The 12,809-nt window shown below is 69.6% G+C and carries 13 protein-coding genes; 2 read left to right on the forward strand and 11 right to left on the reverse strand.

The window, feature by feature from the left end; all coding sequences use genetic code 11:
* Positions 1-28: 28 nt before the first annotated feature.
* Complete coding sequence (locus AC1MFI_RS16810) at positions 29-2,107, reverse strand: ATP-dependent DNA helicase (RefSeq protein ID WP_479818353.1); 2,079 nt, start codon at positions 2,105-2,107, stop codon at positions 29-31.
* Positions 2,100-3,680, reverse strand: coding sequence for a GTPase HflX (gene hflX, locus AC1MFI_RS16815; RefSeq protein ID WP_479818355.1), 1,581 nt, complete (start codon positions 3,678-3,680; stop codon positions 2,100-2,102). Before hflX ends, AC1MFI_RS16810 begins: the two co-directional genes overlap by 8 nt.
* A gap of 120 nt (positions 3,681-3,800) precedes the next feature.
* Here hflX and AC1MFI_RS16820 point away from each other — a divergent pair, with 120 nt between their 5' ends.
* Positions 3,801-4,409 (forward strand): class I SAM-dependent methyltransferase, encoded by a 609-nt coding sequence (locus AC1MFI_RS16820; protein ID WP_479818357.1) that lies wholly within the window; start codon positions 3,801-3,803, stop codon positions 4,407-4,409.
* 15 nt (positions 4,410-4,424) lie between these two features.
* On the opposite strand, the gene dapF is transcribed toward AC1MFI_RS16820, so the two are convergent.
* The 6 genes from dapF to AC1MFI_RS16850 all read right to left on the reverse strand — a co-directional run bounded on the left by dapF (position 4,425) and on the right by AC1MFI_RS16850 (position 10,360).
* Positions 4,425-5,378, reverse strand: coding sequence for a diaminopimelate epimerase (dapF, locus tag AC1MFI_RS16825; protein ID WP_479818359.1), 954 nt, complete (start codon positions 5,376-5,378; stop codon positions 4,425-4,427).
* 4 nt (positions 5,379-5,382) lie between these two features.
* Positions 5,383-6,294, reverse strand: coding sequence for a tRNA (adenosine(37)-N6)-dimethylallyltransferase MiaA (miaA, locus tag AC1MFI_RS16830; protein ID WP_479818361.1), 912 nt, complete (start codon positions 6,292-6,294; stop codon positions 5,383-5,385).
* A complete protein-coding gene (miaB, locus tag AC1MFI_RS16835) occupies positions 6,291-7,820 on the reverse strand; it encodes a tRNA (N6-isopentenyl adenosine(37)-C2)-methylthiotransferase MiaB (RefSeq protein WP_479820934.1) in 1,530 nt (509 codons plus the stop codon). Before miaB ends, miaA begins: the two co-directional genes overlap by 4 nt.
* 53 nt (positions 7,821-7,873) lie before the next feature.
* On the reverse strand, positions 7,874-8,350 hold the full coding sequence (locus tag AC1MFI_RS16840) for a regulatory protein RecX (protein ID WP_479818363.1): 477 nt from the start codon (positions 8,348-8,350) through the stop codon (positions 7,874-7,876).
* A gap of 533 nt (positions 8,351-8,883) precedes the next feature.
* A complete protein-coding gene (gene recA / locus AC1MFI_RS16845; RefSeq protein WP_400483256.1) occupies positions 8,884-9,927 on the reverse strand; it encodes a recombinase RecA in 1,044 nt (347 codons plus the stop codon).
* A 214-nt stretch (positions 9,928-10,141) separates the two neighbouring features.
* Entirely contained in the window at positions 10,142-10,360 is a 219-nt protein-coding gene (locus tag AC1MFI_RS16850) for a DUF3046 domain-containing protein (protein ID WP_400483255.1), read from the reverse strand.
* A 232-nt stretch (positions 10,361-10,592) separates the two neighbouring features.
* Between AC1MFI_RS16850 and AC1MFI_RS16855 the strand changes: the two genes are divergently transcribed.
* Positions 10,593-11,102 (forward strand): MarR family winged helix-turn-helix transcriptional regulator, encoded by a 510-nt coding sequence (locus tag AC1MFI_RS16855; protein ID WP_479818365.1) that lies wholly within the window; start codon positions 10,593-10,595, stop codon positions 11,100-11,102.
* Between the two features lie 53 nt (positions 11,103-11,155).
* On the opposite strand, the gene AC1MFI_RS16860 is transcribed toward AC1MFI_RS16855, so the two are convergent.
* From AC1MFI_RS16860 to pgsA, 3 genes are all read right to left on the reverse strand, one after another.
* Positions 11,156-11,596, reverse strand: coding sequence for a helix-turn-helix domain-containing protein (locus tag AC1MFI_RS16860; protein ID WP_479818367.1), 441 nt, complete (start codon positions 11,594-11,596; stop codon positions 11,156-11,158).
* A gap of 125 nt (positions 11,597-11,721) precedes the next feature.
* The gene (locus AC1MFI_RS16865) at positions 11,722-12,219 is read right to left on the reverse strand and encodes a CinA family protein (RefSeq protein ID WP_479818369.1); all 498 of its coding nucleotides are present in this window, start codon (positions 12,217-12,219) and stop codon (positions 11,722-11,724) included.
* Positions 12,216-12,806 (reverse strand): CDP-diacylglycerol--glycerol-3-phosphate 3-phosphatidyltransferase, encoded by a 591-nt coding sequence (pgsA, locus tag AC1MFI_RS16870; protein WP_479818371.1) that lies wholly within the window; start codon positions 12,804-12,806, stop codon positions 12,216-12,218. Before pgsA ends, AC1MFI_RS16865 begins: the two co-directional genes overlap by 4 nt.
* Between the last annotated feature and the right edge of the window lie 3 nt (positions 12,807-12,809).

Raw genomic sequence — 12,809 nt, forward strand, 5'->3', positions numbered from 1 at the left:
CGGATTCCCTGCCCGCCGGGCGGACGCGTCAGCGTCCCGAGAGCCGCTCGAGGATGCCCGTGACCGTGGCGCGGTCCGTCGTCGCCCAGAAGGGCGGGAGCGCGGCCCTGAGGAACCCGCCGTACCGGGCGTTGGCGAGCCGGCTGTCCAGGACGGCCACCACGCCCCTGTCCCCCGCCGCGCGGATGAGGCGACCAGCGCCCTGCGCCAGTCTCACCGCAGCATGCGTCGCCGAGACGCTCATGAATCCGTTGCCGCCGTTGCGGGCCACAGCCCTGGTCCGCGCCGTCATCAGTGGATCGTCCGGCCGCGGGAAGGGGATGCGGTCGATGACCACGAGCCGGCAGGACGAGCCGGGCACGTCCACCCCCTGCCACAGTGACATGGTGCCGAACAGGCACGTGTCCGGCTCCTCCGCGAACCGGGTCACGAGCGCGCTGAGGGACGAGTCCCCCTGGCACAGGATCTCGAAGTCGACCTTCGGGCGCAGCGCCTCCGCCGCCTCCTCGGCGGCCCGCTTCGACGAGAACAGTCCGAGCGCTCCCCCGCGGGAGGCCGTGAGCAGGGTCAGGAGCTCCGCCAGCTGCGCGTCGGACGTGCCCCGCTCGGGCTTCGGAAGGTCCTTCGCCACGTACAGGACCCCCTGCCGGGGGTAGTCGAACGGACTTCCCACGTCGACCCCGGTCCACGCGGGGGCGCCGGGACCACTGAGGCCCAGGGATCCCGCAACCGGTCCGAACTCGGAGCCGATGGCGAGCGTCGCCGAGGTCAGGATCACGGTGTGGTCCTCGAACAGTCCTTCCCGCAGGCGCCCGGCGACCGAGAGCGGTGCCACGTTCAGCGTCGCGGGCGAGCTCTCGTCCGGCTGTTCGTACCCCGCGCCGGGCGTGAAGGTACTGGGGCGCGAGGCCCAGACCACCTCGTTCAGCTCCGTGGCTGCCAGGATCCGCTCCGCGAGCTCGAAGACCAGGGCCACGCGGGACCGGGCGACCTGCCGGCCGCCGTCGACGTCGGCCTCGGACTTGCCCTCCGTCTTCGTGTCGGAGAGCGCAGCGCGCGCCGCGTCACGGACCTGCGCCAGCGCCTGCTCGACGTCGTCCGGCAGGCCGCCCGGCAGCAGTCCGGAGGACAGGAGTTCGGACGCCGACTCGAAGGCCGCCGCGGCGGTATCGAGGGCCGCGGTGCCGATGGAGGCGTGACGCCGCAGCGCCGTGGCCGCGGCGCTCACCATCGAGGCCGACAGCTGACCCGACACGGCCCCCGTGACGCGGTCGTGGAGTTCGTGCGCCTCGTCGATGACGACCACGTCGTACGCCGGCAGCACGGCGAGGCCCTCGAAGGCACTGATCGCGAGCATCGCGTGGTTGGTGATGATGATGTCCGCGTCCGCGGCGGCGGCGCGCGCCCTCTCGCTGAAGCACTCCTGGGCCACGGGGCAGCGGGCAGCACCGAGGCATTCCATGCTGGACACGGACACCTGGCGCCACGCGCGGTCGCTCACGCCCGGGACGAGGTCGTCCCGGTCGCCTGTCGTCGTCTCCTCCGCCCACTCCCGGAGCCGCACCACCTCCCGGCCGAGCGCCGATGCGGGGGCACCGCCCGACGCGGGTGCCGGATGCGGTGCAGCGTCCTCACCGAGGCTGAAGAGGGTGTCGGGGGCGTCCTCCTCGGGGAAGCCACCTCCGGTCTTGTGGAGGCAGACGTAGTTCGAGCGGCCCTTGAGGAGCGCGACGTCGACAGGCCGTGCCAGCGCGGGCCGGACGGCATCGAGGAGGCGCGGCAGGTCCCGGCCGACGATCTGAGCCTGCAGCGCGAGTGTCGCGGTCGAGACGACCGACGGGCGGTCGCTGTCCATGGCGTGGGCGATCAGGGGCACCAGGTACGCGAGGGACTTGCCGGTTCCCGTACCGGCCTGGACGAGGAGGTGGTCGCCCGAGCGGATGGCCTCGCTGACCTGGCGCACCATCTCGTGCTGGCCGGCGCGCATCTCCCCACCCATCGCCCCCACGGCGGCGTCGAGCAGGTCGAGGGCCTGCCGGGCCTTTGCGGAGCGGTGCGCCGCGTCCGGCGCCGCGACGGCGGCACCGGACCTCGGGCTGTCAGTCATTGCGTACGTACGGCTCCAGCTCGGCTGCCAGGCCCTCCCGGACCATCACTTCGAGGCGCGTCCCGTCGTCGACATGCTCCATGCCGAGAATCTCCACGTCCTCCTCATGGAGGCGGCTGAGGACCTCGCCCCGCTCGTAGGGCACCAGGATGTCCAGCTTCACTCCGGGGCGCGGGATGTTCGTGCTGATCAGCTGGCGGAGTTCGGTCAGCCCCGCTCCCGTGCGGGCGGAGACGACGACCGACCGGGGCTCGCGCTGCCTCAGGCGCTCGATGACGAAAGGATCGGCGGCGTCGGCCTTGTTCAGCACGATGATCTCGGGCACCTTGCGTGCGTCCACCTCGGTAAGCACCGTGCGTACCGCCGCGATCTGTCCCTCCGGATCCGGATGGGACGCGTCGACGACGTGCAGGATCAGGTCGGAGTCGGCCACTTCCTCCAGCGTCGACCGGAACGCCTCGACCAGCTGGGTGGGCAGGGAGCGGACGAATCCGACCGTGTCCGCCAGCGTGTAGCCGATCCCGTCCGGTGTCTCGGCCTTGCGGACCGTCGGATCGAGGGTGGCGAACAGGGCGTTCTCGACGAGCACGCCGGCATCCGTGAGCCGGTTCAGCAGGGAGGACTTGCCGGCGTTCGTGTAGCCGGCGATGGCGACCGAGGGCACCTGGTTACGCCGTCGGTTGGACCGCTTGGTCTCACGCGCGGGCTTCATGCCGGCGATCTCGCGGCGCAGTTTGGCCATGCGGGTACGGATCTTGCGCCGGTCGAGCTCGATCTTCGTCTCACCCGGACCACGGGAACCCATACCGGCTCCGGCGCTGCCGACCTGGCCACCGGCCTGGCGTGACATGGACTCGCCCCAGCCCCTCAGGCGCGGGAGCAGGTACTCGAGCTGTGCGAGTTCGACCTGGGCCTTGCCCTCACGGCTCTTGGCATGCTGGGCGAAGATGTCGAGGATCAGGGCCGTGCGGTCGATGACCTTGACCTTGACGATGTCCTCCAGCCCGCGGCGCTGGGACGGTGACAGCTCGCTGTCGACGATCACCGTGTCCGCGCCGGTCGCCTGGACGATCCCCTTGAGCTCCTGGGCCTTGCCCGAGCCGAGGAACGTCGCGGGGTCCGGCTTGAGTCGGCGCTGGACGATACCGTCGAGCACCTCGGAGCCGGCGGTCTCAGCGAGGGCTGCCAGTTCCTGGAGCGAGTTCTCGGCGTCCTGCGCGGTTCCTTCGCTCCACAGGCCGGCGAGGACGACCCGCTCCAGCCTCAGCTGCCGGTATTCGACCTCGGTGACGTCCTCGAGCTCGGTGGACAGTCCGGCGACACGGCGGAGCGCGCGGCGCTCGGACAGGTCCTGCTGGTCGCCGTCCGACCCGGATGGCTCCTCGTCCTGCGACAGCGCGAGGGCCCGGGACCGCCAGGTCCTGTCGATCGGTGCGGAGGTCTCCTCCGGCTTCGTCCCGTTCTTCGCCTTCGCCACGGCAGCTTCGTCGCTGGCGAGGATCCGGTCGATGACGGCTTGGATCTCCTCCGGGCCCATGTCGGCTCCGGCGGAATGCCCGTTGTTCGTGGTCATAGTCTCCCTCAGTGGATGTCGGTCAATTCTACGGCCGACCACGAACGCGGTGCGGCGTATTCTCCCAGCGCGAAAACCGCCTTGCCCGGGTGCTTCGCAGGTGCCACTAGGCTTTCCTCCATGGATCCACAGCACTATTTCAGCGCCCAGCCGGCAGGACCGGACACCCGCCGGCCACTCTCCGTCGTCCTGGCCGGCGCATCCAGGGATCTCGTGACGTCGTCCGGACTGTTCAGTCCCGACGGCGTCGACAAGGGTACGGCGATCCTCCTCGACACCGTCCCCCCTCCCGAGGGGCAGCGCCTGCTGGACATCGGCTGTGGCTGGGGGCCGATCGCCCTCACGATGGCGCTGCGGTCCCCCGGTGCCGAGGTGTACGCCGTCGACGTGAACGAGCGGTGCATCGCGCTGACGACCGAGAACGCGGCGCGGCTGGGGCTGGGCAACGTCACCGCCGGTCTCCCCGACGCCGTCGACGAGGACCTCGAGTTCGACACCATCTGGTCGAATCCGCCCATCCGCATCGGCAAGCAGGAACTGCATGCCCTGTTGCTCCGCTGGCTGCCACGACTCGCCCCGGGTGGACGCGCGTGGCTCGTGGTGCAGAAGAACCTGGGGGCCGACTCGCTGCAGCGCTGGCTCGCGGAGGAACTGCCGGAGGGCTTCGGCGTCCGGCGGGCGGAGACCTCCAAGTCGTTCCGCGTCCTCGAGGTGCACCGGGCCGGCTGAGCCGGGGCCGTCCCGTCAGACCGCGGGCAGCAGCACGCCGTCCGCCACGAGGACGGCGGGCCCGCTGAGCTGCACGTGCTCGCGGCCCTCGGGTCCGTCGAAGAAGGTCACTCCGACCACGCCACCGGGAACGGTCACGCGCCACCGGGAGGGCGCGTCCCGGCCCGCCCAGAATCTCGTGGCCGCGGCCGCGGCACACGCCCCGGTACCGCAGGACTGCGTCTCCCCGACTCCCCGTTCGTGCACGCGCATCGTGAGGCGCCCGACGCCGTCGTCCCCCACGAGCGGTTCCGACGGGACCACGAGTTCGACGTTGGTTCCCGCTGGTGGCACCGGCTGGACGGCCGGTGCGCGGTGCAGCTCCGTCCGTTCGAGTTCGGCGTGCTCGGCAAGCGCGACGACGGTGTGCGGATTACCCATGCTCACGGACAGCGCAGGGCGGTCGACGTCGAGGCCCCCGATGGCGACGAGGGAATCCATCCCACGCGCTACGGCGGCCTCCGGGAAGATGAACTCCCAGGGCCCCATGTCGACGGCGTAGCCGTCACCGGACCGGGTCACGCGCTTCACACCTGCGCGCGTACCGATGGCCAGCTCGCCGCCGTCGGGCAGCTCGGCGACGGACCGGGCGAGGAGGAAGTGCGCGAAGACGCGCACGCCGTTGCCGCACATCTCCGACACCGACCCGTCGCCGTTGCGGTAGTCCATGAACCATTCGGCGGCCGGCTCGGTCTGCAGGAGGGCGCGGCCCTCGGGAAGCGCCGATGAGCGCACCGCGCGGATGTACCCGTCGGCACCGATGCCTCGGTGGCGGTCGCACAGGGCGGCGACGAAGCCGGCGTCGGTGGGGCCGGTGCCCTCGGGATCGAGCGTCAGGACGAAGTCGTTGCCCGTGCCGTGACCCTTCGTGAAGGTCAGGCCCGAGGGCTCGACGGCGGGCACGGCGGTATCGGCTGGGAGGACGCTCACCGTCCTAGGATATGTCCCCGTGCCGCCGGACGAGCTCGACCGCCTGATCCGCCAGCCCGGGCGCCCGCCAGTCCGTCCAGGCCACGCGCGGATCGCCCCGGAACCAGGTCAGCTGGCGCTTGGCGAAGCGCCGCGTCGCCGCGATCGTGTCCTCGACGGCCTCCGCCTCCGTCATGGAACCGTCGAGGACCTGGAGGAACTGCCCGTAGCCGAGGGCCCGGGACGCCGTCCGGCCATCCCTGATCCCGACGGCGGCAAGGCGCTCGACCTCGGCCCCCAGGCCGTCCCTCACCATCGCGTGCACGCGCTCGGCGAGCCGCTCGCGCAGGATCTGGCGGTCCACGGCAAGACCGATCTGCACGGTGGCCTGCTGGTACTCGCGGCGCGGCATGAAGGCACTGAAGGGGCGCCCGCTGATCTCGTACACCTCCCGCGCCCTGACGAGCCGGCGGTCGTCCTCGATCCTCTCGGCCGATGCGGGATCGACGGCGCGCAGGCGCTCCCGGAACGCCGCGCGTCCCTCGGTCGTGAGCTCGGACTCGAGGCGGGTCCGGACGTCCGGATCCGTGGGCGGGAATTCCAGCCGGTCGAGGGCCGCCCGTACGTAGAGGCCGGAGCCGCCGACCAGGATGGGGACGTGCCCTCGATCCCGGATACCGTCGATGATCCGTCGGACCTCCGCCTGGTAGGCGGCGACACTGGCTTCCTCGGTGACGTCGAGGATGTCGAGGAGATGGTGCTCGATGCCCTGCCGCTCCTCCACGGACAGCTTGGCCGTGCCGATGTCCATGCCCCGGTAGAACTGCAGGGCGTCGGCGTTGACGACCTCCCCGTCCAGCCGATGCGCCAGCGCGATGCCGAGCTCGGACTTGCCCGAACCCGTGGGCCCGACGACCGCGACGACAGGAAGGGTCAAAGGGCGCTTCCCCGCACGGGCAGTGCCGGCATGCCGAGGGATACGGCGCGGGGACCACCGTCCGACGCCGCAGGGACGCCGCAGGAGTCCGCCTGGCTCCTGTCCCAGGCGTCGCCCGCGCGCGAGCGACGCAGCGTGTACTCGTGCGGAGCCGGATCGGAGAGGAGGTGGAACGACGCCGCCTCCGTGATGGGCAGGGACACGAAGTCACCCGGCCGCGGGACATCGGCACCGCCCGGGACGGAGAAGTGGACGAGGCGCTGGTCGCGTGCGCGGCCCGTCAGCCGGTGGGTCTCGCCGCCCTTGCGGCCCTGCTGGTCGGTCACGAGGACCTCGACGAGCCTGCCGACCTGGCGGGCGTTCTCCTCGCGTGCGATGCGGTCCTGGAGGGAGGTCAGCCGCTCGAAGCGCTCCTGCACGACGGCCTTGGGCAGCTGGTCGGGCAGGTCGGCAGCGGGCGTTCCGGGACGGCGGGAGTACTGGAAGGTGAAGGCCGTGGCGAATCGGGACTCCGCGACGACGTCGAGCGTCGCCTGGAAGTCCTCCTCGGTCTCGCCGGGGAACCCGACGATGATGTCGGTCGAGATGGCCGCATGGGGCATGCGGTCCCGCACGCGCTCGAGGATCCCGAGGAAGCGGGTGGAGCGGTACGAGCGGCGCATCGCCTTCAGTACACGGTCCGAACCCGACTGCAGGGGCATGTGCAGCTGGGGCATCACGTTCGGCGTCTCGGCCATCGCGTCGATGACGTCATCGGTGAAGGCTGCCGGGTGGGGGCTCGTGAAGCGTACCCGTTCGAGGCCCTCGATGGAGCCGCAGGCACGCAGCAACTTGGCGAAGGCCCCCCGGTCCCCGAACTCCACACCGTACGAATTCACATTCTGTCCGAGGAGCGTGACCTCCACGGCGCCGTCGGCCACGAGTGCCTCGATCTCGGCGAGGATCTCCCCCGGCCTGCGATCCCGCTCCTTGCCGCGCAGCGAGGGCACGATGCAGAAGGTGCAGGTGTTGTTGCAGCCGACGGAGATGGAGACCCAGCCGGCGTAGACGGACTCGCGCCTGGTCGGCAGGGTCGAGGGGAAGACGTCGAGGGATTCGAGGATCTCGAGCTGCGCATCCTGGTTGTGCCGCGCCCGCTGCAGCAGGGCCGGCAGGGCGCCGATGTTGTGCGTTCCGAAGACGGCGTCGACCCAGGGCGCCTTCTTGAGAATGGTCTCCCTGTCCTTCTGCGCGAGGCAGCCGCCCACCGCGATCTGCATCCCGGGACGTGCTTCCTTGACCGCCTTGAGGATCCCGAGATTGCCGTACAGCTTGTTGTCCGCGTTCTCGCGGACCGCGCAGGTGTTGAAGACGACGACGTCCGCCTGGCCGCCCTCGACGCGCGCGAGACCGGCGCCCTCGAGCAGTCCGGAGATGCGCTCGGAATCGTGCACGTTCATCTGGCAGCCGAAGGTACGCACCTCGTAGGTGCGCCGGCCGGCGGGACCGGCGCCGGTGGTCTCATCCGGGGAGACGGGAAGTGTCATGCTCACGCGTCCAAGCCTACGGCCGGCGGCATGGACGCCCACAATCGCCGGCGCTAGTCATCGGGCCTCCCGGCATCCGCGAGAACGTCCTTCACGATGGAGAATGCGGCTCCGGGGTTGTATCCCTTGCGGGCGAGCACGCCGACGAGCCGGCGCATCTCCTTGTCGCGTGCTGCACGGTCCGAGAGGTCGGCTCCGCTCCGGAGTTTCCGGCGGACGACCTCGCGCGCCTGGTCGTGCTCGTCCTCGTCGGAGATCTGGAGGAGGGCGCTTTCCGCGAGCTCCGCGTCGATGCCCTTCTCGGAGAGCTCGCGCCGTAGGGAGGTTCGCGACAGGGACTTCGCAGCGGTGCGCGTTCGTACCCACATCCGGGCGAACTCCGCGTCGTCGATCAGCTGCACTTCCTCGAAGCGGTCCAGCAATGCCGAGGCCACCGCCGGCGGGACATCCCGCTCGGCGAGCTTGCGGTCGAGCTGATGCCTGCTCCGTGCGCCGAGAGCCAGCTGCCGCAGCAGGATCGAGCGCGCCATGGACGCCCATTCCTCATCGCTCCTGTGCGGCTCCGCTGCCTCCGGCCCCGCACCTTCGGACGGGGACTCCGCCGAGGCGGACCCGTTGCGCCCGACGCTGCGCTGCCGTGCGCGGGACCCGCCCGCGGCACCTTCACCTGCCCTGCTGCGCGCGGAACGTCCGCCCCCGGACCTGCCACCCGAGGTCGTTTCCCGACGGGAAGCCCGGCGGCGGGAATGGCCCGAGCCGTCATCGGTGTCATCGGCGCCCTCGGCGGACGAGCCGACGACCGGGCCGAAAGGATCATCTGCAGGGGGGCGTCCCGAGGTTCTCCGGCGACGGCCAGGAGCGCGGGGAGAACCCCACCCTGCTCCGCCCGCCCGGGGATCGCCGAACGATGACGAAGCGGACCGGGTCAGCCCCTGTCGCTTCGTCGCAGGGCTGCGGGGAGCCTGCTCGGAGCCGGGGACATCAGCCGAACCGGCCGAGCCGAACCGGCCGAACGAGGTTCCCCATTCGACCGGCTCCGGCCCAGCATCCGATGACACGCGGGCTACTCGCCGCTGACGGCCTTGAGCTTGGGAGCTTCCGGCTCTTCAGCCTGCACCCCGATGCCCAGCTTGACCCTGATCTTCTGCTCCAGCTCGTCGGCCAGATCAGGATTGTCCTTGAGGAACTTCCGGGCATTCTCCTTACCCTGCCCCAGCTGGTCCCCGTCGTAGGTGAACCAGGCACCGGACTTCTTGACCAGGCCGTTCTCGACGCCGACGTCGATCAGGCCGCCTTCGCGCGAGATCCCGTGGCCGTACAGGATGTCGAATTCGGCCTGCTTGAAGGGCGGCGCCATCTTGTTCTTGACGATCTTGGCGCGGGTCCGGTTGCCGACCGGGTTCACGCCTTCCTTCAGGGTCTCGATACGGCGCACATCGATGCGGACGGACGCGTAGAACTTCAGCGCCTTGCCACCCGTGGTGGTCTCGGGGCTTCCGAAGAACACGCCGATCTTCTCGCGCAGCTGGTTGATGAAGATGGCGGTGGTCTTGGTCTGGCTCAGGCGGCCGGTGATCTTCCTGAGGGCCTGGCTCATCAGGCGGGCCTGCAGGCCGACATGGCTGTCACCCATCTCGCCCTCGATCTCGGCACGGGGTACGAGCGCAGCGACGGAGTCGATGACGACGATGTCGATCGAGCCGGAGCCGATCAGCATGTCCATGATCTCGAGCGCCTGCTCGCCCGTGTCCGGCTGCGACACGAGGAGCGCATCCGTGTCCACGCCGAGCTTCTTCGCGTACTCCGGATCGAGGGCGTGCTCGGCGTCGATGAAGGCTGCTATGCCTCCGTTGCGCTGTGCGCTGGCGACAGCGTGCAGGGCGACGGTGGTCTTACCGGACGATTCCGGTCCGTAGATCTCGACGATCCTGCCGCGCGGAAGACCGCCGATGCCAAGAGCGGCATCCAGGGCGATGGAACTCGTGGAGATGGTCTCGATCGGCGCCCGGGTCTCGTCACCGAGACGCATGATGGAACCCTTGCCGTACTGCTTGTCGATCTGGGCGAGAGCAGCTTCAAGAGCTTTCTCGCGGTCTGGAGCGGCCATTCTTCACCTCGGTTGTTCATGGCCCGAAGGGCCGGTGTGTATGTTCGAATTCGACTGTAGTAGCCTGCGCCGACAGTTTGAGGTGGGTCCGCCGCTATGTGCATAAGAGCGCGCCGCCTCCACCATCATCATATCCCGATCCGAACAGGTATTCGATTATTCCTCGGGAGCCCGGCGCGTCCCACGGCCGGGCGGGACGTCCCCGGGATGCCGCTCAGCGGGGCTTCACGTCCCGACCGAGCCACCGCTCCCGCGGCACGTCCTGCGCGCGGCACACCGCTTCCCATACGGCTTTCGGGTCCACGCCTGAACCGAGCGCCTCGGCTGCGGTCCTGTCACCCAGCTGGTCCACGACGAGGTCACGGGCGAGGGTTCGCGAGTACCCCTCGCCGAACTCGTCATCCATCAGTCGCCAGAAGTCGCTCAACCGCATGTCCTGTCCCTGCTCTCATCGTCCGATCGGGACGCGGTGCACCTTCCGTGCCGCCACGCCCCCTCCATTCTGCGTACCGAAGCCGGCGCAGCCGTCGGTCCCGCGTCCTGCACGACGGAGTGCGCAGTACCGGACGCCTTGTACCGGCCTCTCCTGCCCGAAGCAACCCGATCCGCGGGAACGGACGGTGTTGCATGGTGTCACCGCTCCTGCGGAACCCTACAATTGGCCCATGAACGCGAAGCCGAGCACAACCGACACCGGCCCGGGCCTTGCAGCCTATCCCGGGGAAGATGCCGACACCGACGCCGCCATCGAGGCCCTCGAGCAGCAGCTCAGCATGCTGTGGCGCCGAGCCCGATCGAACTCGTACAAGGTGGCCCGCCGCGTGCACCCGGACATGGAGCCGGCCGCCTACGGCCTCCTCGTGATCCTGCAGCGCGAGGGATCCATGCGCCTCACGGACATCGCCGCCAGCGTGGGCGTCGGAAAGCCCTCGGTGAGCCGCCAGATCGCGATGCTCGAACAGCTCGGACTCGTCCAGAAGGAAGCGGATCCCCTGGACGGGCGGGCGCAGGCCATCTCGCTGACGGAGGCAGGGACACGGCAGCTCGTCGCTGCGCAGACCGCGCGCAAACAGGCATTCCATCAGCTCATGGAGGACTGGGATGTCGAGGACCTGACCCGGCTCGGCACGCTCATCGCCCAGCTGAACAACACCTACACCAAGGACAACTGGTAGGAGACAGCAGGAAGGCCCGTCCCTTCGGGGACGGGCCTTCCTTGTCGTGGGGCCTAGCGGTTGGTCGCCGCGAGTCCCCGACGGAAGTCGTCGTTCAGTTCGTCGGTGAGGCCTTCCCCGAATTCACGGGAGAAGTCCTGGGGGATGGTGTCCGGGATGGACACGCCCTCTGCTTCTGCGAGGCGGTCGCTGACTTCCCGCAGCATCGAGGAAAGCGGCACCTCGAGTGCACTGCAGATTGATGAGAGGAGTTCGGAGGATGCTTCCTTCTGTCCGCGCTCGACCTCGCTGAGGTATCCGAGGGAAACCCTCGCACTGTGCGACACCTCACGCAGGGTGCGGCCCTGGCGCTGGCGGACGTCACGGAGGACGTCGCCGATCTCATGGCGGAGAACTACCATTTTGCGCTCCTTGGGTTTGCGTTGTGCATCCTCTGCCAACCCCACATCACGCCAACGGACCACGCCGTTTACGGATACGGGTTGCTTTACCATCTGTATCGCCTTGCTCCCTCATGTATGCGGCACCGCCCGGATCGGGCTGCGCCACGTGATGATGACCTGCCCGACCTGCTTGAGCCTAAGTCGCCCACCCTATCAACGGCCGGCACAGTTTATAACTACCCTCGGTCGCTGTTTGTTCCCTTGGACAACTCACCGAGGAGCTCGGTGAGCACCGCGTCGCGGGACGCGCACCTGATCTCCTCCCGCCCGCCGGTGAAGTGGTGTTCGAAGGCCCGGGTGCCGGACGCCGTCGAGATCGCCGTGAAGACGGTACCGACGGGCTTGCCCTCATGGGACGTCGGGCCGGCCACACCCGTGGTCGAGATGCCGATGTCGGCGGACAGCGCCGACCGGGCACCGTCCGCCATGGCCGCGGCGACGCGCGCGTCGACGGCGCCGGCCGTCGCGAGAAGATCTCCGTCGACCTTCAGGAGATTCTGCTTGACCGGGACCTGGTAGGCGACTATGCCGCCCTGGAGGACGGCGGAGGCGCCGGGGACGGCGGCGATCGTGGAGGCCACCATTCCCGCCGTCAGGGACTCGGCCGTGGCCACGGTGAGGCCGAGCCGGGTGGCCAGTGCGACGACGTCGGACGCGGGACCGGCGGCAGTCACCTGCGGGCGCCCGCCCGCAGGCGGATCGCCTGGAGGACGTAGTCGACGCCGGTCACCACCGTGATGATCACCGCTGCCGCCATGACGGCAGCGGCAGGCCACCATGCCCACTCCCCCGCGATGGACTGCAGCGGGATGAGGAACAGCAGGATCGCGACGGTCTGGACGACCGTCTTCAGCTTGCCGCCCCTCGAGGCCGGCATGACGCCGTACCGGATGACGGCGAAGCGCAGCAGCGTGATGCCCAGCTCCCGGACCAGGATGACGAGGGTGACCCACCACCACAGCTCGCCGAGGACGGACAGGAGCACCAGGGCGGAGCCGATGAGCAGCTTGTCCGCGATGGGGTCCGCGATCTTCCCGAAGTCCGTGATGAGGCCCCTGCTGCGGGCGAGGTCGCCGTCGAGCTTGTCGGTGTAGATCGCGACCACGAAGGTGAGGACCGCGAGCCATCGGAACAGCCCGGCACGCCCGTCGTCGAGCAGGAGGAACCAGATGAAGAACGGCACCAGCAGGATGCGCACGACCGTGAGGACGTTCGCGATGTTCAGGACCGGCACCGCCGGGCTCGGGGAGCTACTCACCATGTC

Source organism: Arthrobacter sp. BC5, assembly GCF_056680255.1.